General features: G+C 64.8%; 18 protein-coding genes and 1 tRNA gene. 12 read left to right on the top strand and 7 right to left on the bottom strand.

The window, feature by feature from the left end; genetic code table 11:
- Positions 1 to 1095: 1095 nt before the first annotated feature.
- Entirely contained in the window at positions 1096 to 1851 is a 756-nt protein-coding gene (locus AC0L2O_RS19095) for an alpha/beta fold hydrolase (protein WP_473370762.1), read from the bottom strand.
- 142 nt (positions 1852 to 1993) lie between these two features.
- Positions 1994 to 3130: a hypothetical protein gene (locus AC0L2O_RS19090; protein ID WP_473370761.1), complete on the bottom strand. Its 1137-nt coding sequence runs from the start codon at positions 3128 to 3130 to the stop codon at positions 1994 to 1996.
- A 305-nt stretch (positions 3131 to 3435) separates the two neighbouring features.
- Here AC0L2O_RS19090 and AC0L2O_RS19085 point away from each other — a divergent pair, with 305 nt between their 5' ends.
- Both AC0L2O_RS19085 and AC0L2O_RS19080 read left to right on the top strand, forming a co-directional pair.
- On the top strand, positions 3436 to 3681 hold the full coding sequence (locus tag AC0L2O_RS19085; RefSeq protein WP_369722872.1) for a zinc-finger domain-containing protein: 246 nt from the start codon (positions 3436 to 3438) through the stop codon (positions 3679 to 3681).
- Positions 3682 to 3700: 19 nt separating this feature from the next.
- A complete protein-coding gene (locus AC0L2O_RS19080; protein WP_473370760.1) occupies positions 3701 to 4903 on the top strand; it encodes an FAD-dependent monooxygenase in 1203 nt (400 codons plus the stop codon).
- A gap of 24 nt (positions 4904 to 4927) precedes the next feature.
- Here AC0L2O_RS19080 and AC0L2O_RS19075 read toward each other — a convergent pair whose 3' ends face one another.
- Positions 4928 to 5353: a twin-arginine translocation pathway signal gene (locus AC0L2O_RS19075; RefSeq protein ID WP_473370759.1), complete on the bottom strand. Its 426-nt coding sequence runs from the start codon at positions 5351 to 5353 to the stop codon at positions 4928 to 4930.
- A 174-nt stretch (positions 5354 to 5527) separates the two neighbouring features.
- Here AC0L2O_RS19075 and AC0L2O_RS19070 point away from each other — a divergent pair.
- Together AC0L2O_RS19070 and AC0L2O_RS19065 are read left to right on the top strand one after the other, a co-directional pair.
- Positions 5528 to 5616: transfer RNA gene (locus tag AC0L2O_RS19070), tRNA-Leu, on the top strand.
- A 1573-nt stretch (positions 5617 to 7189) separates the two neighbouring features.
- Positions 7190 to 8440, top strand: a complete 1251-nt coding sequence (locus AC0L2O_RS19065; RefSeq protein ID WP_473370758.1) for a multidrug effflux MFS transporter — start codon at positions 7190 to 7192, stop codon at positions 8438 to 8440.
- Between the two features lie 193 nt (positions 8441 to 8633).
- Here AC0L2O_RS19065 and AC0L2O_RS19060 read toward each other — a convergent pair whose 3' ends face one another.
- Positions 8634 to 10232 (bottom strand): glycosyltransferase family 39 protein, encoded by a 1599-nt coding sequence (locus tag AC0L2O_RS19060; RefSeq protein WP_473370769.1) that lies wholly within the window; start codon positions 10230 to 10232, stop codon positions 8634 to 8636.
- A gap of 239 nt (positions 10233 to 10471) precedes the next feature.
- Positions 10472 to 12082 (bottom strand): ABC transporter substrate-binding protein, encoded by a 1611-nt coding sequence (locus tag AC0L2O_RS19055; protein WP_473370757.1) that lies wholly within the window; start codon positions 12080 to 12082, stop codon positions 10472 to 10474.
- Between the two features lie 271 nt (positions 12083 to 12353).
- Here AC0L2O_RS19055 and AC0L2O_RS19050 point away from each other — a divergent pair, with 271 nt between their 5' ends.
- The 8 genes from AC0L2O_RS19050 to AC0L2O_RS19015 all read left to right on the top strand — a co-directional run bounded on the left by AC0L2O_RS19050 (position 12354) and on the right by AC0L2O_RS19015 (position 22678).
- Complete coding sequence (locus AC0L2O_RS19050) at positions 12354 to 13484, top strand: M20/M25/M40 family metallo-hydrolase (protein WP_473370756.1); 1131 nt, start codon at positions 12354 to 12356, stop codon at positions 13482 to 13484.
- A gap of 147 nt (positions 13485 to 13631) precedes the next feature.
- Positions 13632 to 14573 carry an ABC transporter permease gene (locus AC0L2O_RS19045; protein ID WP_473370755.1) on the top strand — a complete coding sequence of 314 codons (942 nt, stop codon included), beginning with the start codon at positions 13632 to 13634 and terminating at the stop codon, positions 14571 to 14573.
- A gap of 19 nt (positions 14574 to 14592) precedes the next feature.
- Positions 14593 to 15480: an ABC transporter permease gene (locus AC0L2O_RS19040; protein ID WP_473370754.1), complete on the top strand. Its 888-nt coding sequence runs from the start codon at positions 14593 to 14595 to the stop codon at positions 15478 to 15480.
- A gap of 127 nt (positions 15481 to 15607) precedes the next feature.
- Complete coding sequence (locus tag AC0L2O_RS19035; protein ID WP_409188171.1) at positions 15608 to 17257, top strand: ABC transporter ATP-binding protein; 1650 nt, start codon at positions 15608 to 15610, stop codon at positions 17255 to 17257.
- Positions 17258 to 17502: 245 nt separating this feature from the next.
- Positions 17503 to 19008: a M81 family metallopeptidase gene (locus AC0L2O_RS19030; protein ID WP_473370753.1), complete on the top strand. Its 1506-nt coding sequence runs from the start codon at positions 17503 to 17505 to the stop codon at positions 19006 to 19008.
- Between the two features lie 13 nt (positions 19009 to 19021).
- The gene (locus AC0L2O_RS19025; RefSeq protein WP_473370752.1) at positions 19022 to 20194 is read left to right on the top strand and encodes a M20 aminoacylase family protein; all 1173 of its coding nucleotides are present in this window, start codon (positions 19022 to 19024) and stop codon (positions 20192 to 20194) included.
- Entirely contained in the window at positions 20187 to 21605 is a 1419-nt protein-coding gene (locus AC0L2O_RS19020; protein ID WP_473370751.1) for an amidase, read from the top strand. The genes AC0L2O_RS19025 and AC0L2O_RS19020 overlap by 8 nt, the downstream gene beginning before the upstream one ends.
- Positions 21606 to 21787: 182 nt before the next feature.
- Positions 21788 to 22678, top strand: coding sequence for a crotonase/enoyl-CoA hydratase family protein (locus AC0L2O_RS19015; protein WP_473370750.1), 891 nt, complete (start codon positions 21788 to 21790; stop codon positions 22676 to 22678).
- A gap of 118 nt (positions 22679 to 22796) precedes the next feature.
- Here AC0L2O_RS19015 and AC0L2O_RS19010 read toward each other — a convergent pair whose 3' ends face one another.
- Entirely contained in the window at positions 22797 to 23774 is a 978-nt protein-coding gene (locus AC0L2O_RS19010; protein WP_473370749.1) for an NADPH:quinone oxidoreductase family protein, read from the bottom strand.
- On the bottom strand, positions 23774 to 24382 hold the full coding sequence (locus tag AC0L2O_RS19005) for a DsbA family protein (RefSeq protein WP_473370748.1): 609 nt from the start codon (positions 24380 to 24382) through the stop codon (positions 23774 to 23776). Before AC0L2O_RS19005 ends, AC0L2O_RS19010 begins: the two co-directional genes overlap by 1 nt.
- Positions 24383 to 24514 lie beyond the last annotated feature (132 nt).

Genomic DNA, 24514 nt, shown 5'->3' with positions numbered 1-24514 from the left:
GACCAATCGACAATTATCCGGGTGAGACCCTCCCTCACTGTAGTTCGCGCCCTCGGGGCGCACGGTCATTCGCGTCGATTTGCTCGCGTCGGCCCGAGGTCCGGTCTGGCCTCGACTGCCGACGTGCCGGACACGACGGCGATCTTCGCCTTCGGGCCAATAGACCACATCGCAACGGCGCGAGCGGCCCGCGCTCGGTGAGCGATCATGTCGATGGCGCCTCATCCTCAAATGGGCTTTCGCCTTCCAAATTGGCCGTATCGCAACGTTGTGATACAACCGTTAGCTGTTGGGACGGCCGTTCCGTCCCGCATTTGGGAGGTACCTCATGAGATCGTCACTAGGCTTCGCCGTGCCGTCAATGGTCGTTACCTTGTCAGCTATCTTGTTGTGCAGCACAAGCGGTACGGCAATGTCGCAGCCCACACCAAACTCCTCGCTTCCCGCCGTCTCAGTCGAAGCGCCGAAGGCAAGACCAACGGTTGTGCCGAGGCAGGGGCCAACGACCGCGACATCCCATCGGGCAACCGGCCATCGTGCGACCGGCCTGTCAGCCGCTCAAAATCCGGTGTTCGGGCCGAATACGGCCTTGGGCAGGCTTGCCAAGCTCGAGAGATCGGCCAGCAGTTGCAACGGTGGTTGCGAAACAAGTTACAGGGTCGGCAACGCCCCATGGGTTGGATGTAGCCTTTCCGGCCAGGGAGGGGTTGATGGTAGCGCGTTCTCGCCGACCTGCCGAGACACACTCAACTACAACAGCTACGCGCACTGCGTAGAGACCAAGGGTTTCCTTGGCGCGACGCCCAGAGAGTCTCGGTGGATTTGCACCAGCCTGCTGGCTGGCGGCAAGTTGCCCGGCGAAAAGCTAGTCGCCGAAGCCAGGCAATCGGGCCACCGTTAATCGACCCTCCCGGCAGCAATGTCCCAAACATCGACAGCATGGCTCGAAAGCTTCGAGCCATGCGGAAATGCCCGCTTCGGGTCAAAATGCGAAGAACTCAACCTGAGCAAATCTTGTCCGCCATACCTCAGTAAACGGACGTCACGGTGGGGTACTATCTGGAGAGAGGCGCCGGAACCAGTGGCCGCTTACGGTCAGCCGCGGCGTGACAGGAAATCCAGCACGCCGGTCTTGTAGACCTTGTCGCCGACCGCGCGCATGTGGTCGCGGTTGGGGATGTCGAGCACTTCCGAGCCGGGGATGATGGCCCCGAGCGCGCTCGCGGATCCCGCAACGTCGTCGGCGGTGCCGACCGCGATCAGCACGGGCACCTCAATGCGCGCGGCCTCGTCCCGCGTCATCAGCTCACGCGTGCCGCGCAGGCACGCGGCGAGCGCCTCCCGGTCGGAGCGGGTCTGATCGGCGAACGCGCGAAACGTCCGGCCGACGGGATCAGTGACGTCATCGAGCGAGGGTGCTTCCAGCGCCTTCGCCACATTCTCGCCGGGCCCGCTGCCCTCGATCAGGCCGCCAATGCCGATGCCGCCGAGGATCGCCGAGCGCAGACGCTGCGGCTCGTTGAGCCCGAGCCACGCCGTCATCCGCCCGCCCATGGAATAGCCCATGATGTCGGCCTGCGGGATGGCGAGATGGTCCATCAGCGCGAGCACGTCGCCGGCCATGGTCGGGATCGAATATTGCGCGGGCTCGTAAAGCTTCGCGCTCTCGCCATGGCCGCGATTGTCCAGCGCGATCACGCGGCGGCCGTTCTTGCGCAGCTCCGAGACCCAGGTCGGATAGACCCAGTTCACGTTCTTGCTCGAGGCAAAGCCGTGCACCAGGAGGATCGGATCGCCCTCGCCTTCGTCGAGATAGGCAATTTCAACGGCGCCGTTGTGAAAGCTCGGCATCAGCAGTTCCGCAAGTCGTTGAGGGGAAGGTTGATGTTGAAGGTTGATCTTGAAGGTGGATCTTGGAGCATGATCCGGAAAACTGTGCAGCGGTTTTCCGGCAAGATCATGCTCAAAAGAATAGGCTGAAGCGCTTCGCGCTTCAGGCCGCGACGGCAGCGCTTGCCAGAGCGGCTTCAGCGGCGAGCTGCGCCCGGCGGAGCCGGCGCGCCCGTTTGCGATCGCACCAGGCCAGGGTCAGGCGCTCCGTCGTTGCCTTGATGGAAGCCAACAGGCCGAACAGCGTCAATGCCGCGCCGAACAGCCAGAGCGCCAGATCGAACGCGCCGCCGATCAGCAGCAAGGCGCCGCGCCCGAACAGCTTCATGATCGCGCGTGTCTTACCGCCCTGCGCTTTCGCGAGCCGCGCCGCTCGGGCGACGTCCTTCGGGCCTTCGGCAATGCGCAGCGTGTCCATGGCACCGCGCGTTCCGGTCTTCTCGGCGACGCGCGTGACGTCCTTGCCGAGCCGGACCAGCGCACCGGCCTTCTCGGCGCGGAACGCGGCCTTGATCGCGCTCACGGTCTCGCCCGGGCGCAACACAGAGCCCGAGGCAACCGCGTTCTGGAGCATTGGCGTATCGACCACTTCGCGGGCGGACCTGCCGGCCCAAGCAGCAAGTCCCTCGCCGAGCCGCCCGACCTTGCGCGCATTCTTCACCAGCGTCAGTCCCGCGCGTACCGGCGCCGCGCCGCCAACGGACACATACGTTGCGGCGGTGACAGCAAGCCCGGCGGTGGCGAGGCCCAGCACCAGGCGGTCGGTGTCCTCGCCCATGGCGAGATGCTTACCCTCGCGCACGACATCCCTGATATCACCGATGACGAAGAGATCGCCGGCCACCGTCCCGGACAGGCTCGCAACATCGTCTGCATTGCCGGTGACGAGACCGATGGCGAAGCGCTTTGCAAAATGCGAGCTGGAGCCCTCCTCCTTCACCGCATCGCCGACGCGGCTCAGCAGGTCGTCGGGAAGCGCCACGTTGCGGTCGCGCGCGAGCGCGACAAAACTGTCGGCGAGATCGGAATCGCCCGCGGCAAGCGCGGCCTCGATGTTGTCCTGGATCAGCCGGTCGTTCTTCCGCAGCGCCGCGTCGAGCTTGAGTTCGGAGAGCGCGGCCGGATCGTCCCGGACGGTGAGAATCGCTCCGGCCTCACGGGCCTGCGGCGCTACCTGCGCGAGCACGAGGCCGCACGCCGCGATTCCGGTCAACGCTGTGGTGATTCGCAGCCACTTCATGCCAAAGCCTGGACGGTCCTAAGATCGGTTGCGCCTGATGGTTCGTCTTTTGCCGCAATTACACGCGTCCAGGGACATAGTATGCCAGAATTGCGACACAACGTCCCCGACGAAAGAAGGGCTTCTCTCAGGCCGCAAGATTGTGTCGAATTTGCATGAGCAAATGAGCATGGGGCATTGCGGACCTTTCGGTTCCGCTGGACTAGCAATCATCTGCACCCGCCAGTATGGTCCGCGGCGCCTTAAAGATGCCGCGCCAGTCGTTGATTGTGTCTACCGCCGTTGCCACTCCAGGATGAGTTACGATGTCCGATCATGTCGTCCCGCACTTCCATAACGATGCCGGTGTTGCCGTCATCGAGATCGGCTCGCAAGAGTTCATGTGCGTGGGCGCCAACCCTCCGTTCGACCATCCGCACGTCTTCCTCGACCTCGGCAACGACAACGAGATCATCTGCCCCTACTGCTCGACGCTTTACCGCTTCGCCGCCGACCTGAAGGCTGGCGATGCCCGGCCGCCGGAATGCGTCCTGAAGGACAAGGTGGCCTGACCGGTTCTATCGGTCAGGAGTGGCGCTCTCCCGAACAATCGTCATTGCAGGTGCCGGAATCGGAGGACTGACGGCCGCGCTTGCGCTGGCGGCCCGCGGTTTTCGCATCGTCGTGCTGGAAAAGGCCGAGCGGCTCGAGGAAGTCGGCGCCGGCCTGCAACTCTCCCCCAATGCCAGCCGCGTGCTGGTCGAGCTCGGCTTGACCGAGCGGCTCAAGCTGCGCGCGGTCGTCCCGGAGGCGGTCTCGATCATGAGCGCGCGTGCCGGCGGCGAATTGGTGCGCATGCCGCTCGGTGAAGCCGCCGCCAACCGCGCCGGCGCGCCCTATTGGGTGGTGCATCGCGCCGACCTGCAAGCTGCGCTCGCGGGCGCGGTTTCCGACCATCCCGATGTCGAGTTGAAACTCGGCGCGACCTTCGAGGATGTCGCGCCTCACGCCAAGGGACTGACGGTCGTCCATCGCAGCGGCACGATCCGCCGCAGCGATCTGGCCAGCGCGCTGATCGGGGCGGACGGTATCTGGTCGACGGTACGCCAGCAGATCTTTCCGGAGGTGCGGCCGCGCTTCTCCGGGCTGATCGCCTGGCGCGGCACGCTCGATGCCACGCAGTTGCCGAAGGATTACACCGCGCGGCGCGTGCAACTCTGGATGGGCCAAAACGCCCATCTGGTCGCCTATCCGATCGCCGGCGGCCGCCAGATCAACGTCGTGGCGGTGCTGCCGGGCACCTGGAACAGACCGGGCTGGAGCACGCCGGGCGATCCGTTCGAGGTGATGGACGCCTTCGCCGCGCCGCGCTGGCCACCGACGGCGCGGATGATGCTCGCGGCCGTCGACAGCTGGCGCAAATGGGCGCTGTTCGGCGTGCCCGAGGGCTGCCCCTGGAATAAAGATTCGGTCGCGCTGCTTGGTGACGCCGTGCACGGGATGCTGCCGTTCGCGGCGCAGGGGGCCGGCATGGCGATCGAGGATGCAGCCGTGCTCGCCCGCCAGTTGAGCCTCGAGGCCGCCGAGAGCGCAGTCGGCATTGCGGTGGCGCTGAAGCAATACGGCCGGGCGCGTCAGGCCCGCGTCAGGCGGGTGCAGCGGACCGCACGGCAGCAGGGCCGCATCTATCATCTCGGCGGCCCGCTTGCGCTCGCACGCGATCTTGCGATCCGCGCACTCGGGCCGGAGCGCATGCTGGCCCGCCAGGACTGGATTTACGGCTGGCGTCCGTGACGCACGAGCGCCGGCGCAGCGTGCTCAGCGAGCCGTGCCTCTGGATTGCGGGGCGGGCTTGATGTCCGGCCGCTGAGGCGCCGAGGCCGCTGGGACCGCATCAGGCGGCGTTTCTCGGCACCTGTTGCGGCGCCAAGCGTCTTCGGCAAGCTGCGCCGAGCCGCGCACGGCGATGTAGTCGTTGCGATAGGCAAGTTCGGACACCACAGCGCCGCCGGTCCCGGTCTCCGCCTTGTCCATCAGCCTCTGCAACTCCGCGGTGCGGGCGGCGAGCCCCTTGCGCTCGGCCTCGATCTGTTTGCAGTCGTACAATTCGTACCTGGCGGGATCGGCAAAGGCTGGAGCGATCGTCTCGCTCACGCTGGCGCAGCCGGGCAACGCGAAGCCGGCCGCGAGCAGCGCGGCAGTCGTGCAACACAGGCGCAGGCGATAGGAAGGCGAAGCAGACATGCCGGATGAATAGTCCCCGTGGATTGAGAATGCCTAAAGCAGGGCCAGATGTCCGGATTGAGGCTTTGCCTTGTGCGGCCGGCTCGCTTAAGGAAGAACCGCCTGCCCGGGCCACCACAAGCGCCAATTCCAGACCGCCGGGCAGGACTTAAGTGTTTGATCTCGTTGGATCAAGCGGGCATGGCGGAATTGGTAGACGCAAGGGACTTAAAATCCCTCGGTGCGCAAGCGCTGTGCCGGTTCGACCCCGGCTGCCCGCACCACCAGAGCTGACGGCGCGAACTGTGCCAACAGCATGATCCAGAAGCAGATGAGCGCGACCGCGACCTGGACAAAACCGCCCTCGATCGTATTCCCCGTGATCGACACCAGCGTCGGAACGGCAATGCCGACGGTCAGCACGGCCGCAAGGGCCGCGGCCGGAAGATCGACGATGAGGACGGCGGCATAGACCGCCAGTTCGAAAAACGCGTATTCCTTGAGGCGCGGCGAGCAGAGATAAAGCCCGTACATCGCGAGCACGGTGACGCGCATCGCAGCATCCGGATGATCGATCAGCCAGCGGTCGAGGCGGCCCAGTAACGATCCCTGATTGTTGCGGATGGCGCGCAGCAGCGACCAGCCGAGCGGCGCGAGAACGGACGCGGCCGCCGCCAGCGCATAGACGGCGAACACGATCGGCTTGCTGTCGGGGAGGCCGACGCGGTCCACGACGCTTTGCGCGAGCAGCAGTAGCGACGGATTGGTTTCCTCGAGCTGGACCGAATGCTGATCTGGGATCCCTCCGGTGATCGCGAGCAACCAGCTCGACCACAGCTGTGAATAGAAGAGGATCGAGATCAGGATCGGCAGCGCGAAGCCGAGGCCCGCCACCGCGATCAGGACGATTTTCCGCCGCCGCGGCAGCGGCAGGAAATACAGCGCCGCCAGCACCGGGCAGAACACCAGCTTGAACGACATGACAAGACCGAGCAATGCAGCCCCTGCGAGACGAGGGACGTCAGCTCGATCACCATGTGCCGCAGACATCGCTGGACGAAGCAGAAGCGCGAGCGCGGCGGCGGTCAGGACGCCGCTCAGGATCGCAAAATTTCCCGACGCCAAAACCCACTCGAAGCCGACGAAAGCGCCGAGCGCGCAGAGCACCCTGAGCCCGATGTCCCGCAAGCTGCGCGGGCGGCCGAGACCAGGCAGCAGCAGGGCACAGAGCAGGGCAAGGACCAGAAAGACGCCCCTGTGATCACCGACGAGAATGCCGCCCGCGCACAGCGGGCGGAAAACGTCCAAGGTCACAGGCAGGTAGGGATAAGAGAGTTTCGTGCCCTTCAAATTCTTGACGAAATAAGGATCGAGCGCGTCGGCATGCGCATCGACCGCCGCGCAATTGACGCGAACATCCCAGCCATATCTCACGTCCAGCGCCGTGTCGTTGGCGAGATTGCCGAGCACCAGCAGCGTCACCAGCGCGATCAGGCAGGCAAGCCAGATGTTGCGCCTCGCCGCCATGCCGGCGGGCGGCTCCAACCAACGTGCTGTACTGGTGGTGTCGGACACGGCGGTACCTTGTTTGGCGGCGATTCCTCAGCGCCTTGCCGGCGCTCATTCGGGTCACAATGGACAGGATGGGTTGCGGATTCATCTCCTCCGTGTGCGGTCCCGCCCCTATGGTGAATCCCTGGTTTCCAGCCAGTAGCGCGAACGCCGCCAACGTCTGGAAGCAACGGCTCCTCACCAATTCTTGTCCGACACCGACCTGCCTGACAGCCATCCCAAAACATGGGTTGTGCATTGCAGCATGGCCGATAGATAACGCCTCTGAAATCAGAGGTGAGCTTCTTGTCCGACGTCAATGCCGATGACTGGGTGTCCGCGGGACACCGACCGATGGGCTTTCCCGAGTTCGTCATCGTGATCGCGTCCATCATGGCGCTGAATCCGCTCGCGATGGACATGATGCTGCCGGCGCTGCCCAATATCGGAGCCGCCTTCGACATTCCCAACGCGAACCATCTCCAACTCGTGCTGTCGACCTTCCTGATCGGTTTTGGCGCGGGCCAGTTCGTGATGGGGCCGCTGTCCGACCGGTTCGGCCGGCGCCCGGTGCTGCTCGGCGGCATGGCGGTCTATGCGGTCGCGAGCGTGCTTGCGGTGGCGGCGCCCTCGTTCGAGACGCTGCTGCTCGCACGCGCGCTGCAGGGGCTCGGCACCTCGGCAACGCGCGTGATCGCGACCTCGATCGTGCGTGATTGTTACGCCGGCCGCCGCATGGCGAGCGTGATGTCGCTGGCGATGATGGTGTTCATCGCGGTGCCCGTGATCGCGCCCTCGTTCGGCCAAGCGGTGCTGCTGGTGACGCAGTGGCGCGGCATCTTCGTCGTGCTGATGTTCTACGGCCTGCTGGCGCTGGCGTGGAGCGTGTGGCGGCTGCCGGAGACGTTGCCCGAATCGGAGCGCAGGTCGCTTGCACCTGCCGACGTGCTCTCAGCCTTTCGCCAGACCGTCACCAATCGACAGACCATCGGCTATGCGACGGCGGCCGGCAGCGTCATGGGCGCGCTGTTCGCCTATGTGTTCTCCGCGCAGCAGGTTTTCACCGGCATCTACCACCTCGGCCATTACTTCCCGCTCGCCTTCGCCGCGATCGCGGCCGGCACCGCCATTGCCGGCTTCCTCAACGCGCGGTTTGTCGGGACCCTCGGCATGCGTGTGATCTCGCACGGTGCGCTGACGCTCTATACCGCTGTGGCCGGCGTGATGCTGCTGACGGAAAGCCTCGGCATATTGCCGCTTGCGCTGTTCATGGTGCTGTCGGCCCTGATGATGTTCTCGTTCGGCATGATGGTCGCGAATTTTACCGCGCTGGCGATGGAGCCGCAGGGCCACATCGCCGGCACCGCGTCCTCGCTGTACGGCTCGATCACGACGCTGATCGGCATCGTGGTCGGCACGGCGATCGGTCAGAGCTTTGACGGAACCTTGCTGCCGTTCTCGGTCGGCTTCTTCCTGTCGACGCTTGCCGCATTGGCCATCGTGCTGGTCGTGGAGAAGGGGCGGCTGTTCAAGCCGCATCATCGCGCCATCGCGTGAGGAACGACGCGCGCTTTTCGATGTTGTCCTGCAGCAATTCGAAAGGCCGCCTTATGGAACCGGAACTCAACGAAGCCGATCAAGAGACGGACGTGGCTGAGACGCAGCGTACGCCCGCGGAGCCGCCCGTCACGCCGCCCTTCGCCAGCGAGGGGCTTGAGGGCGTTCGCGACAGCCACTGCTGAGATGCGCTCTAGTCCGAACTGCGCTTGCTGGCGCTGAAATCCTGTGCGGCGCTTTCAGGCGATACGTCCCTGTTCGCACGTGGCGGCACCATCAGCACCATCATATCGCGCGTCAAACCGGGTTTTCCCCACAGTGACGCCTGCACCGTGAATTCGCGCCTGACAAAATTTCCGGCGCGCGAGGACACCCATTCCATCCAGCGACCACAATCGTCCTGGTCACGGAAGCAGAGCGCGGCCCAGCCGCGATGGAGCGTCGTCTTGCGCGGTAGCCCCCATTCGTCTTGATGCGCGAGGGGCCGCGCGTAACGCGGGTGATCCGGGCTGTAGAAGGCAGTGGCGAACGCCAGCGAATCGTCGCCGCTCACCGCGCCGAGCGGCTCGCCCGTCAGTTCACGCCATTGCCGGGTGAGCTCGATCGCTGCCGGCGCATAGAAATTGCGGCCCTCTTCGTAGCCCTGGCTGTTGCGGTACACCGCGTGGATCGGCGCGGCAACGAACACGGCTGCAGCCGCGACGACTGCCGTAACGACCGTGAGGTTGGCGGTATAGAACCGCTCGATCGGGTAACCGGTGCCGCACACGACCGGCACCACAAACAGGAACAGCCCCTGCAACGCCCACAGCGAGGGCAGATCGGTGCCCATCGCGAGCGACGTCACGACCGGCAGCACGATTGTGCCAATCGAGACGTAGACGAGAAGCCGCAGGCCCGGGCTCATGGCAGCGAAGTCAGCCGGAAACTGCTTCAGCCGCGTCCCCGCGATGAGCACCCAAACGACCGCGACCGCGCTCATGGCCGCCAAAAGGCCCAACAGGAAGTTCTTCACGTCACTGAGCGAGCTCACCGTGTTGCCATTGGCGTGGGTCAGCGCATAGGCGAAGGTCGAGGCGCCCGTGGTTGCGAGCCAATGGATGTGCGGCGACAGCACAGCAAGCCCGGTGACGACAGAGATCCAGGGCGAAGCAGAGGTGAAATAGGCCCGTCGCGCCGGATGGGCCAGTGCGGCAAACGCGAAGCTCGCCACCAGGAACACCGAATAGTACTTGCCGACCATTGCCAGCGCCGTTGTGCAGCCGACCGCAACCGCCCAGAACGTGCTGCGGGTCTCGAAAGTGCGCAGGAAACACCAGGTCGCGAGCGGCCAGACCGCGAGCAGCACGGCGTTGGCGTTGAAGCGCTGGGCGTGGAATTGATAGGCCGGCGTCAGCATCAAAAGCAGCAGCACCAGGATGCGCTTGTGCCCGGTCACGAACTGCCGCGAGACCAGATCGACGAAGAACAGCGCGAGCCCGGCATTGGCCATCGCCATCAGTTGCAGTGACCAGTCGCTGAGCGGAAACACCGCGGTCCAGGCCGCGGCACTCCAACCCATCAGCGGCGGATGCTTGAGATAGCCCCACGCGAAATTCCGTCCCAGCGTCCAGGCCTCGAGCGTGTCGGGATGCAGGCCGCCGCCAGCATAGGCGACGGCGAGGTAAAGCGTCCAGACCGCAACGAAACAAACCAGCAGCAACGGCACCGCCCAGCCCGCCTCGACACCCTCGAGCCAACGCAGCAATGGCCGCCGCCAGCGCGCCGGGGCGCGATCTGATCGTTCGGCCATCGCCTGGAATGCAAAATCGATCGGCACGGGATTCGAATCGAGGGAGGGAAAGCAAGTCGTCTGACGACGGACCATCTAGGTCAGATTGGAAACAAATAGCAACAATCGCAGACTTGAACCGTCAAAGCTCAGAGGCCTGCGGCACAACGCCCGCGAAAGACAACGGCGCCGCTGATGACAGCGGCGCCGCGTGACGATGGGACGAAGGGCAGGACGCCCTGTTTCTAGTCGGCGTTGCCTTACTCCGACTTGTCGATATTCCAGAACACCGGGGTCGCCGGGCCGTCGAGCACGCCGCTCAGCGACTTCCGCCACGCGCTCGGGGCCAGATACTGGCCGAGCGGCACGTAGATCACCTGATCATAGGCTTCCTTCTGGATCTCGGTCGCGATCTTCTTCTGATCGTCGAGCGAGGCAGCGCGGACGAAGTCGTCCTTGAGCTTCTCGATCTTGGCGTCTTCCGCCCAACCGAACCAGCCGCCCTTCTTGCCCTGCCCGCCGATCGAGAGATTGGAGATCGGGTTGGAGACGTCGGCGCTGACCCAGTTGGTAAAGAACATGTTCCAGCCGCCGTCCTTCGGGGGCTTCTGGCTGGCGCGACGGCTCACCACCGTCTGCCAATCGGTCGCTTGCGCGTCGACCTTGAAGCCGGCCTCACGGAGCAGCTGCACCGCGACAGTCGGCTGCGCCTTCAACGTCACGACGTCACCGGGCACCATGACCACGACGGGGGTGCCGTCATAGCCGGACTCGGCAAGCAGCTTCTTGGCTTCCGCCATGCCGTTGCCCTTGACCAGCGATTCGGATCCGACATCGGTCGCGAACGGGGTGTCGCAGATGAAGAAGGCACCACAGATCTTGTAGTATTTGGGATTCCCGACCAGCGCGTCGAGCACGTCCTTCTGGTTCATCGCCAGAAGCGCTGCACGGCGGATCTTCGGATTGTCGAAGGGCGGATAGAGGAAGTTCATACGCCCGAGCGTCTGGTAGCCGAACTTGTTCAGCGTCTCGACCTTGACGTCGGAATTGCCTTCAAGCACGGGCAGGAGATCCCACGGCGGCACTTCCATGAAGTCGATGTCGCCCGATTGCAGCGCGTTCACCGCGGTCTGCGCATCCGGCATGGTGATCCACTCGACGCGATCGACCTTCACCACCTTGCCGCCGGCGGTCCAGCTCGGCGGCTCCTTGCGCGGCACATAGTCGGTGTTCTTGACGTAGACCGCCTTCACGCCGGGCTGGAATTCACTCTGCACGAACTTGAACGGGCCGGAGCCGATCTGCTCGGGGATCTGCTTGTCCGGCGGCGTCTCGGCCAGACGCTTCGGCATCATGAAGGCCACGCGCGAAGACGGCTTGCCGATCGATTCCAGCACCAGCGAGTAAGGCTCCTTCAGCTTCAACGTGATGGTCTTGGCGTCGGTCGCCTCGATGCTCGCAGTGAACTGCATCATCTGCTGGCCCATGCCGTCGACCGCAGCCCAGCGCTTCAGCGAAGCGACGCAGTCTTCCGCCGTCACCGGTGCGCCGTCATGCCACTTCAGACCGTCACGCAGCGTGAAGGTGTAGGTGAGCTTGTCGTCGGAGATCTTCCAGTCCGCCATCTGCGGCTGGATCTTGAAGTTTGCGTCCGTCGCGATCAGCGTGTCGTAAACCATGTAGCCGTGGTCGCGCGCGATGTAGGCGGTCGTGAAGATCGGATCGATGATGCGGAGATCGGAATGCATCACGGCGGTGATGGTCTTGCCGGCCGCAAGCACTGGCGAGGCCAGCACGGTCGAGAGCGCGAGGACCGACAGCGCAAGCTTGGAGGCGAACGCGCGACGCCCCATGCGCATCAAATCGAACATTGAAAGTTTCTCCTGACGTGAAACCGGTCAAAGGCAGGTTATTGGTTGAGCATTCGGATTGTTCTTTAGGCGAACTAACCTCATGCAATGCCTTTATCTTTTCGAGACTTGCAGACAGCGTCGAGCGCGTCAATCCGGTTTCGCTGCAGTCCACGGCGGCGCGCGCATGGGGCTCCGCAAGCAACGGATTAGCTCTACAACGCTGTCCCCTTGCCCTAGCTTTCGCGGGTGCGATGCGCGCTTCATCTTTCAAAGCTTGAGAGACCTTCCGATGAATCCAACCAATCTTCCCTTTGATTCCGACGCCATGCTCCAGGGTCTGCGCAGTTGGGTGGAGTGCGAAAGCCCGACCTGGGACGCGAACGCGGTCAACCGCATGCTCGATATCGCAGCGCGGGACATGGCGATCATGGGTGCGACGATCGAACGCATCGCCGGCCGGCAAGGCTTTGGCGGCGTCGTCCGCGCGCGTTTCCCGCATCCGAAGCAGGGTGAGCCGGGAATCCTGATCGCCGGGCACATGGATACCGTTCACCCCGTCGGCACGATCGAGAAGCTGAAATGGCGGCGCGAAGGCAACAAGTGCTACGGCCCCGGCATCTACGACATGAAGGGCGGCAACTATCTCTCGCTGGAAGCGATCCGGCAGCTCGCACGCGCCTCCTTCACGACGCCGCTGCCGATCACCGTGCTGTTCACACCGGACGAGGAAGTCGGCACGCCCTCGACCCGAGACATCATCGAGGCGGAAGCTGCGCGCAACAAATATGTGCTGGTGCCGGAACCCGGGCGCGCCGACAACGGTGTCACCACCGGACGTTACGCCATTGCGCGATTCAATTTAGAGGCGACCGGACGGCCCAGTCACGCAGGCGCGACACTGTCGGCGGGACGCTCGGCGATCCGCGAGATGGCGCGGCAGATTCTTGCGATCGACGCGATGACGACCGAGGACTGCACCTTCTCGGTCGGCGTCGTGCATGGCGGCCAATGGGTCAATTGCGTTGCCACGACCGCCACCGGCGAGGCGCTCTCGATGGCGAAGCGCCAGGCCGATCTCGACCGCGGCGTCGAGCGGATGCTGGCGTTGTCCGGCACCAGCAATGACGTGAGTTTCAAGGTGACGCGCGGCGTCACGCGGCCAGTCTGGGAGCCGGATGCCGGGACCATGGCGCTCTATGAAAAGGCGCGCGGCGTCGCCAAATCGCTCGGCACTGAGCTGCCGCATGCGAGCTCCGGGGGCGGCTCCGACGGCAATTTCACCGGCGCAATGGGCATCCCGACGCTCGATGGCCTTGGCGTGCGTGGCGGCAATGCCCACACGTTAGAGGAGTATATCGAAGTCGAGAGCCTCGCCGAACGCGGCCGCCTGATGGCGGGACTGTTGGCCACCCTGGAATGACGCCGCGGGGAACGTCGCGCTGAAAACGACGGGCCGCACTGCAATATCTGTGGCCCTGATGGCACGGGAATTGCTGAAATGTTAGGCTGGTGGCAGAACAGGCCACGACCGCTGCCCCCGATTTGACTCTCATCTGACGGATTCAACTTGCTCGGATATCTCGTTCGCCGAATCTTTGCCGCGGTGCCTGTGATGGGCGTCGTCGCGCTGTTCGTGTTCCTCCTGCTCCGCCTCACGCCCGGCGATCCCGCCGCGATTCTCGCCGGCGACAATGCAACGCCGGAACGGCTGGAGCGCATCCGTGCCTCGCTCGGCCTCAACGAGCCGCTGATCGTGCAGTTCATCACCTGGGTGAACAAGCTGCTGCATGGCGATCTCGGAACGTCGCTGATCTCCAACCTCCCGGTCATCAAGATGATCGGCCAGCGCGTCGAGCCCTCGATCTCGATCGCGCTGTCGACCATCATCCTCGCCGTCGTCGTCGCAGTTCCCCTGGGCGTGATCGCAGCCTGGAAGCACGGCACCTGGATCGACCGTTTCGTGATGGGTCTTTCCGTGCTCGGCTTCTCCGTGCCGGTGTTCGTGATCGGCTATGTCCTGATCGAGGTCTTTGCGATCGATCTGCGCTGGGTGCCGGTGCAGGGCTTCAAGAGCATCAGCGCGGGCTTTGGGCCGTTCTTCGAACGCATCATTCTGCCGACCTGCGCGCTCTCGTTCATCTACGTCGCGCTGATCGCGCGCATGACGCGCGCGGCGATGCTCGACGTGCTTGGCGAGGACTATGTCCGCACCGCGCGCGCCAAGGGCATCAACGAGGTCGCCGTGATGATGCGGCATGCGCTGCGCAATGCCGCCGTGCCCGTGATCACCGTGATCGGGACCGGCTTTGCGCTTCTGATCTCCGGCGTCGTCGTCACGGAGAGCGTGTTCAACATCCCCGGCATCGGCCGCCTCACGGTGGACGCGGTGCTGGCGCGCGACTATCCGGTGATCCAGGCGATGATCCTGCTGACGTCGCTGATCTATGTCGTCGTCAATCTTCTGATCGACGTCGCCTACACCCTGCTCGATCCGCGGATCCGGTACTAGGGCCAAGGATAAGGACAAAATGTCGGTCGATACCCTTCCCCAGTCGTCCATTCCGATCACGTCGCCGCTGCGGCCGCGCTTCGGATTCCTCACCTCGACGCCGATCATCGCCGCGGCAACGGTCTTGCTGGCGCTGATCGTGCTGATCTCGATCCTGGCGCCGCTGATCGCGCCGCATGATCCGATCCAGCTGTCGCCGTCGCTGCGGCTGAAGCCTTCATCGGCCCAGTTCCTGCTCGGCACCGACGCCTATGGCCGCGACCTCTTGTCACGCGTCATCTATGGCGGCCGCGTGTCGCTCCTGATCGGCGTCGGCTCGGCGATCCTGTCGATCGTCATTGGGCTCGCCATCGGCCTCGTTTCCGGCTTCTTCAAGCTGGTCGATTCGGTCTTGATGCGCGTCATGGACGGCCTGATGGCGATGCCGAGCATCCTGCTCGCCATCGCCGTGGTGTCGCTGTCCGGCGCCAGCATCTGGACCGTGCTGATCGCGATCACCATCCCGGAGATCCCGCGCGTGGCGCGCCTGGTGCGCTCGGTCGTGCTGTCCGCGCGCGAAGAGCCTTATGTCGAGGCGGCGATCTCGCTTGGCTCCTCGCTGCCGAAGATCATGTGGCGGCATTTGATGCCGAACACGATCGCACCGCTGATCGTCCAGGGCACCTATGTCTGTGCGTCCGCAATCCTGACCGAGGCCATTCTCTCCTTCCTCGGCGCCGGTATTTCGCCGGAGACCCCGACCTGGGGCAACATCATGGCCGAGGGCCGCCAGTATTTTCAGCTCAAGCCGACACTGATCTTCTGGCCAGGCCTTCTGCTCTCGATCGCCATCCTGAGCATCAATTTGATCGGCGACGCCGCCCGCGACGCACTCGATCCCCGCATGAAGCAGCGGGAGGGGAAGTGAAACAATTTATCCCGTCATTCCGGGGCGGTGCGAAGCACCGAACTATGGTGCGCAGTTGCGCACCTGAGAATCTCGAGGTTCCGGGTTCACGCTTGCGCGCGCCCCGGAACGACGGTGGAGACCTCGCATGACCAACCCAATCCTCGACATCAACAACCTCGTCGTTTCCATCGGCAAGAAACCGAAGGGCGCCAACATCATCGACGGCATCTCGGTCCAGGTCCACCAAGGCGAGACGCTATGCCTCGTCGGAGAAAGCGGCTCGGGCAAGTCGGTGACCTCGCTCACCACCATGGGCCTGCTGCCGAAAGGCACGCTGGTTCCGACCGGCGGCAGCGTCAAGCTCGTCGGCGAGGAGATTCTCACCGCGACCGACCGCCGGCTGCGCCAGCTCCGCGCGACGCAGATGGCGATGATCTTCCAGGAGCCGATGACCGCACTCAATCCGGTGGTGCCGGTCGGCCGCCAGATCGACGAAGTGCTGCGCGCCCACACCGATCTCGATGCGAAAGCGCGCAAGAAGCGCATCCTCGACATGATGGAGCAGGTGCGCCTGCCCCAGGTCGAGCGCATCTTCGCCTCCTACCCGCACCGCCTCTCCGGCGGCCAGCGCCAGCGCATCATGATCGCGATGGCCCTGGTGCTCGAACCGAAGCTGTTGATCGCGGACGAGCCCACCACGGCGCTCGACGTCACCACGCAGAAGCAGATCCTGACCCTGATCCGCGATCTCCAGCGCGATCACGGCACCGCCGTTTTGTTCATCACCCACGACATGGGCGTGGTCGCGGAAATCGCCGACCGGGTCGCGGTGATGCGCCAGGGCCGGCTGGTCGAGACCGGCACGCTGGATTCCATCCTGCGCAACCCGACCATGGAGTACACCCGAAATTTGCTCTCGGCGGTGCCGAGCCTGGTGCCGCGCGCGCCGCGCGAGGACAGCAGGGAGCCGGTGGTGCTCGAGGCCAACGAGCTCGGCAAAGTCTACAAGGAGCGGGCGTTCTTCGGCAAAGGCCGCGAGGTCGTCGCCGCCGACAAGGTTACGCTGACACTGCGCAAGGGCCGCACGCTCGGCATCGTCGGCGAAAGCGGCTCGGGCAAATCGACGGTGGCGCGCTGCATCGTCCGCCTGATCGATCCGACCTCCGGCGGCGTGCGCCTGGCCGGCCGCGAGATCTCCGACATCTCGCGGCGCCTGTTGCAGCCGCACCGGCAGAAGATCCAGATCGTGTTCCAGGATCCCTACCGCTCGCTCAATCCGCGTGTCACCGTCGGCGAGAGCATCGCGGAAGGCCCGATCAATTACGGCACCTCGCATGCGGACGCGATCAAGCGCGCGCGCGAGCTGCTCGAGCTGGTCGGCCTGCCCGCCGACGCGGTGTCACGCTACCCGCACCAGTTCTCAGGCGGCCAGCGCCAGCGCATCGCGATCGCGCGTGCGCTTGCGCTCGATCCGGACGTGCTGGTTGCGGATGAGGCCGTCTCGGCGCTCGACGTCTCCGTGCAGGCGCAGGTGCTGGAACTGCTCGACGAGATCCAGAAGCGGCTCGGCATCGCGATCCTGTTCATCACCCACGATCTGCGCGTCGCCGCCCAAATCTGCGACGAGGTCGTGGTGATGCAGCACGGCCGCGTGGTCGAACAGGGCCCGGCCGCCGAAGTGCTGACTCATCCGAAGGAGGCCTACACCAGGGCCTTGCTCGAGGCCGCGCCCGGCCGCGGCTGGGACTTCGCGAACTTCCGGCCGGTCGCGGAAGGTGTGGCGGCGAGCGTGTAATATCTCTCGGCCGTCATTCCGGGGCATCGCGAAGCGATGAGCCCGGAATCCATCGGACCGCAAACTCCGTCGCGCAATGGATTCCGGGCTCGCGCCTAAGAAGGCGCGCCCCGGAATGACGGTGGGAAGATTCGCACCATTCCCAAAACAGCTTGAGGCCATGCGTGGCGCGATTGTCTGGTCGCTTGCTCTTGCCGCGAAGGCAGGTAACGTCGCGCGCATCATTTGGCGTGGGACTGAACTGGATGACACGTATCGCCGTCGGCGGCTTTCTGCACGAGACCAATACCTTCGCCCGGACAAAGGCGACGTTCGCAGAGTTTCAGCATGGCGGTGGCTGGCCGGCGATGACGCAAGGCGCCGACGTGCTGAAGGTGATGCGGCGCATCAATGTCGGGCTTGCCGGCTTCGCGGACGCTGCCGAAGCCAACGGCTGGGAACTCATTCCGACGATTGCCTGCGGCGCGAGTCCCTCGGCGCATGTCACCAGGGACGCCTTCGAACGCATCGTGAAGGTCATGGTTGACGGCATCGCCGCCGCTGGCCCGCTGGATGCCGTTTATCTCGACCTGCATGGCGCCATGGTCACCGAGCATCTCGACGACGGCGAAGGCGAGATCCTGGCGCGTGTGCGCCGCGTCATCGGCCACGACGTTCCGCTGGTCACGAGCCTCGACCTGCACGCCAACGTCACATCGGAGATGATGGAACATGCCCACGCGCTGATCGCTTACCGCACCTATCCCCATGTCGACATGGCCGAGACCGGCCGCTCCTGCGCCAAACATCTCGCGCTGCTCCTCAAAACAAAACAGCGTTTTGCAAAATCATTCCGCCAATTGCCGTTCCTGATCCCGATCAGCTGGCAGTGCACCAACGACCAGCCGACCAAGGGCATCTACCAGAGGCTTGCCGCGCTGGAGAGCGATGCGATTCCGACACTCTCCTTCGCACCCGGCTTCCCCGCCGCCGACTTCCACGATTGCGGGCCGAGCGTGTTCGCCTATGGCTTGAGGCAAGAAGACGCCGACCGCGCAGCGGATGCGATCGTCAAACTGATCGAAAGCCACGAGGACGATTTCGACGGCAAGATCTGGTCGCCCGACGAGGGCGTGCGCCACGCCATGGAACTCGCGAAGGCCGCGAGCAAGCCAATCATCATCGCCGACACCCAGGACAATCCGGGCGCGGGCGGCGATTCCGACACCACCGGCATGCTGCGCGCGCTGGTGCGCAACAACGCGAGTGCCGCGACCGGCGCGATCTACGATCCGGAATCGGCCAAGGCCGCGCATGCGGCCGGCGTCGGCGCCACCGTGACATTGTCGCTCGGCGGCAAGTCCGGCATTCCCGGCGACGAGCCCTATCGCGAGACCTTCCTGGTCGAAAACCTCTCCGACGGCCGCTTCATCGCGCCCGGCCCTTATTACGGCGGCCGCGAGATGGAGATGGGCCCCTCCGCAGGCTTGCGCATCGGCGACGTCCGAATCGTCGTGAGCTCGCACAAGGCGCAACTCGCCGATCAGGCGATGTATCGCTATGTCGGCATCGAGCCGACCGAACAGAAGATTTTGGTCAACAAGAGCTCGGTGCATTTCCGCGCCGATTTCGAGCCGATCGCAGCGAAGCTGATGATCTGCGCCGCGCCCGGCGCGATGCCGGCCGACACGGCCTCCCTGCCCTGGACGCGCCTGCGGCCGGGCATCCGCATCAAGCCGAACGGCCCCGTTTTCAATCCTCCATCACGCTAACTGGACAGGACAGATGCCCACCATTGACCGCATCGACGGCTATGCCGACGAACTCACCGCGATCCGCCGCGATCTCCACGCCCATCCGGAGATCGGGTTCGAGGAGATCCGCACCTCGGGCATCGTCGCCGACAAGCTGAAGAGCTGGGGCGTCGAAGTGCATCGCGGCCTCGGCGGCACCGGCGTGATCGGTGTCATCAAGGGCAAGGGTTCGAGCGGCAAGCGGATCGGCCTGCGCGCCGACATGGACGCGCTGCCGATGGAAGAGAACACCAATCTGAAATGGCGCTCGACCGTTCCCGGCCGCTTCCACGGCTGCGGCCATGACGGCCACACCACCATGCTGCTCGGCACCGCGCGCTACCTCGCCGAGACCCGGAATTTCGACGGCACCGTGCACCTGATCTTCCAGCCGGCCGAGGAAGGCCTTGGCGGCGCGCGTGCGATGATCAAGGACGGGTTGTTCGAGAAGTTTCCCTGCGACGAGCTTTACGGCCTGCACAACGCGCCCGATCTCAATCTCGGCGAGATCGCGATCCTGCCGGGCCCGGCGATGGCCGGCGCCGATTTCTTCGATCTGCGTATCCGCGGTTATGGCGCGCATGGCGCGATGCCCGAGCGCTCCAAGGATGCGGTGATCATCGCGACCACCCTGGCACAGGCGATCCAGACCATCGTCAGCCGCAACGTCGAGCCGCTCCAGGCCGCCGTCGTGTCCATCACCCAGATCCATGCCGGCTCCGCCTACAATGTCATCCCCGGCGAAGCGCATCTCTGCGGCACCATCCGCACTTTCTCGAATGAAGTCCGCGCGCTGATCAGCGAACGTGTGCGCACGATCTGCGCCGGCATCGCGGCCGCGTATCAATGCGAGATCGACGTCGACATCCGCGACACTTTCGGGGTGCTCGTCAACCAGGTCGAGCAGTCCAAGGTGGTCGAGGAGGTCGCGCGCACCGTGGTCGACCCCGCCAAGGTGATCACCCGCACCCAGCCGAAGATGGGCAGCGAGGATTTCGCCGACATGCTGGAAACCATTCCCGGCGCCTATTTCTGGGTCGGCCACGACGGCTCGGTGCCGGTGCACAATCCCGGCTATGTGCTCGACGACAAGATCCTGCCGATCGGCGCCAGCATGTTCGCCCGCATCATCGAGACGCGCATGCCGGTGGGTGCCCATGCGTAAGAAGGGCGTCGAAGAGGCGGTCACCCCGCTGCACGATCTCTCCGCGGTCGATCTGATCGCCGGCTATCGCGCAAAGCAGTTCTCGCCGAGCGAGGTGCTGGAGGATGTGCTCGCGCACGTCGCCGCGTGGGAGCCGCACCTCAAGGCGCTCTATGCGTTCGATCCCGACTCCACGCGCGAGGCCGCCAAGGCCTCGACGGCGCGCTGGTCCGGCGGCGAACCTTCCGGCCCGCTCGACGGCGTGCCGGTCACGGTGAAAGACAACATCGCGACCAAGGGCGTGCCGGTGCCGCTGGGGGCTGCCAGCGTCAAGCTGGTGCCGGCGGAGAAGGACGCACCGCCCGCGGCACGGCTGCGCGAGGCCGGCGCGATCATCTTCGCCAAGACCACCATGCCCGATTACGGCATGCTGTCCTCCGGGCTCTCCAGCTTCCACGCGCTCGCGCGCAATCCCTGGGACCTCAGCAAGAATCCCGGCGGCTCCAGCGCGGGCGCCGGCGCTGCAGCCGCCGCCGGCTACGGTCCGCTGCATCTCGGCACCGATATCGGCGGCTCGGTGCGCCTGCCCGCGGGCTGGTGCGGCCTGGTCGGATTGAAGCCGAGCTTTGGCCGGGTGCCGCTCGATCCGGCCTATGTCGGCCGCGTCGCCGGACCCATCACCCGCACCGTCGACGATTGCGCGCTGATGATGAGCGTGATCGCAAAGCCGGACCGGCGCGACGGCACCAGCCTGCCCGCCGAACCCCTCAACTGGAAGGGGCTGGAGAAGTCCCCGCGCAAATTGCGCATCGGGCTGATGCTCGATCCCGGCGTCGGTCAGCCGCTGGAGAAGCCGGTCCGTGACGTCGCGGTGAAGGCCGCGAAAGCGTTCGAATCCGCCGGCGCCGTCATCACCGAAGTCGACGGCATCCTCACGCGCGAGATGCTTGACGGCCTCGACATTTTTTGGCGCGCGCGGATGTGGGACGATTTGTCCAAGCTGACGCCCGCCGACCAGGCCAAGGTGCTGCCCTACATCTTCAAATGGGGCGAGTCTGGCGCAAAGCTGTCCGGCGTCGACGTGATCCGTGGCTTCAACCAGACCATGGCGATCCGCGCTGCCGCGGCAAAACTGTTCTGCGAGCTCGATTATCTGATCTCGCCGACGGCGCCGAACGTCAACTTTCCGGCGGAATGGGCTTCACCCCTCAACGATCCGATGAAGCCGTTCGAGCATATTGCCTATACCGTGCCGTGGAATATGTCCGAGAATCCCGCCGTCTCGATCAACGGCGGCTTCGATGCCAAGGGTTTTCCGATCGGCGTGCAGATCGTCGGCCGCCGCTTCGACGACATCGGCGTGCTCGGCATGGCCAAGGCGTTCGAAGGCCTGCGCGGCCCGCAGCGGCCGTGGCCGAGCCCGCCGGCGTAACAAACACTCTCTCGTCATTCCGGGTTGCGCCCTCTTGGCGCAAGCCCGGAATCCATTCATCCGCATAGTCGTGTGGAGAAATGGATTCTCAGGTGCGCAATTGCGCACCTGAGCTCGCGCTTCGCGCGCCCCGGAATGACATGCTAGAGAGATCAACAAAGAAACAAGGGAAGGAAACCACTATGGCGTATGAGACGATCAAGTACGAGATCGCCGAGCAGATCCTCACCATCACGCTGAACCGGCCCGACAAGCTCAACGCCTTCAATGCTCAGATGCAGGCCGAGTTGATCGACGCGTTCGACGCCGCCGACAAGGACGACAACGTCCGCGCCATCATCGTCACCGGCGCCGGCCGCGGCTTTTGCGCAGGCGCCGATCTTTCCTCGGGCGCCAACACTTTCGATCGCGACGCGCGGCGCGGACCGGTGAAACGCTTCGCCGACGGCAAGGTCGACTACAGCGATCCGCAAGTGCGCGACGGCGGCGGCCAGGTGACGCTGCGCATCTTCAAATGCCTCAAGCCGGTGATCGCGGCGGTCAACGGCCCGGCGGTCGGCATCGGCGTCACCATGCTGCTCGCGATGGACATCCGCATTGCGTCGGACGCCGCGCGGTTCGGCTTCGTGTTCTCCCAGCGCGGCATCGTGCCGGAAGCCGCCTCGAGCTGGTTCCTGCCGCGCATCGTCGGCATCTCGCAGGCGCTGGAATGGTGCTATTCGGGCCGCGTCTTTCCCGCGCAGGAAGCGCTCGCCGGGCGTCTCGTCAGCAAGGTGGTGGCGCCGGAAGATCTGTTGCCGACCGCGCGCGCGCTCGCCAAGGAATTCGCGGCGAAGACCGCGCCGGTGTCGGTGGCACTGATCCGGCAGATGATGTGGCGCATGATGGGCGCGGACGATCCGATGGAAGCCCACAAGGTCGACAGCCGCGGCATCTACGCGCGCGGCCGCTCCGAGGATGTGAAGGAAGGCGTGGTGTCGTTCCTGGAGAAGCGCCCCGCGCAATTCAAGAACAAGGTATCGAGCGATATGCCGGATTATTTCCCGTGGTGGAGCGAGCGGGAATACAAGTGACGCGAAGCGTCATCCCGGGGCGATGCGAAGCGTCGAACTCTGGTGCGCACTTGCGCACCTGGGGATCTCGAGATTCCGGGCTCGCCCTGCGGGCGCCCCGGAATGACGACGGTAGAAGCTAATCCATCACCAGCGCCACGCGCCCGATCGCCTTGCGATCGAGCAACAGCCGCATCGCCTTGGCATAGTCCTGCAGCAGCAGGCGGTGCGACACGTTCGGACGCAGCTTGCCCTCTTCTGCCCATGCGAGCAGCGCCTTCAGGCGCACCTCGCCGAGCGCGGGATTTTTCCGCACGGCTTCGCCCGCGCGTACGCCGAGGACGCTTGCGCCCTTCATCAGCAGCAGATTGGTTTTCGCCGAGCCGATGCCGCCGGTGAAGCCGATCACCAGCAGCCGCGCGCCCCAGGCGATGCAGCGCATCGAGTTCTCGAATACCTCGCCGCCGACCGGATCGAACACGACGTCGGCGCCGCGGCCATCGGTGATCCGCTTCACGGCGTCGCGAAACGGCTCGCGGTCGTAGCGGATAAGATGATCCGCCCCGCGCGTCTCGGCAATCGCGAGCTTCTCGTCGCTGGAGGCGGTCGCAATCACGGTGGCGCCGAGCATCTTGCCGATCTCGACGGCCGCAAGGCCGACGCCGCCGCCGGCGCCATGCACCAAGAGCACCTCGCCCGGCTCGACCCGCCCGCGATCGATCAGCGCGTGATAGGCGGTGCCGTGGCCGGCGAGATAAGTCGCGGCTTCCGCATAGTCGAACGTCGACGGCATCGGCGTGAGCTGCGACGGCCTGACAACGGCTTCATCGGTGAATGCACCGTGGCGCATCTTCGCGATGACCTTGTCGCCTACGGCGACGCCCCTCGCCTCCGCGCCCACCTCGGTGACATCCCCGGCGGCTTCCATGCCGGGCGTGAACGGCAACTCGGGCTTGAGCTGATATTCGCCGGCCGCCATCAGCACATCGGGAAAATTCAACCCGGCGGCGCGGATCGCAATGCGCACCTCGTCCGGCTCGAGGGCGCGCGATGGAAACTCCTCCAGCCGCAACGTCTCGGGGGCACCGAGCGCGCGGCAAACGACAGCCCGCACCATCAGGCCGCGCTCGCCTTGCTGCGCAGCAGGGCCTCGCGGATCAGCGGCAGGCGGTCGTTGCCGAAATACATGTCGACCTTGTTGACGAAGATCGTCGGCGAGCCGAAGCCGCCGCGCGCCACGACCTCCTCCGTGTTCGCCTTGAGCTGGTCCTTGATCGCCTGCTCCGAAATGCCCGCGAAGAAGTTTTGCTCGTCGATGCCGACTTTCTTGCAGATCTCGGCCAGCACCGCATCCTGCGAAATGTCCTTGTCGCCGCCCCAATAGGCTTCGAACACAGCGGTCGCGAACGGCACCATGTCCTTGCCGAGCCAGATGCAGCCGCGCATGGCTTTCACGCTGTTCACCGGAAACACCGTCGGCGGCATCTTGATTGCGAGCCCCGCCGAGCGCGCCCAGTCGGCGAGATCCTTCTTCATGTAGCGTGCCTTCAGCGGCACCGGCGTCTCGCGCTGCGCGTAGACGCTCGGGTTGACCGTGTTGAAGATGCCGCCGACCAGGATCGGCCGCCAGATGATCTCGGCGCCGAGCTCCTTGGCCAGCGGCTGGATGTTGTGGAACGCGAGATAGGTCCAGGGACTGGAACAGTCGAAGAAGAATTCGATCATGGCGTTTCCTGTTTTGTCGAGTGTCTTTCGCTTTATCCTCCGTCATTGCGAGCGCAGCGAAGCAATCCAGAATCTTTCGGCAGAGACAATCTGGATTGCTTCGCTGCGCTCGCAATGACGATTACGGTCCGA

The organism is Bradyrhizobium sp. Kon10 (genome assembly GCF_055807395.1).
This window is presented reverse-complemented; position numbering and strand designations above follow the sequence as displayed.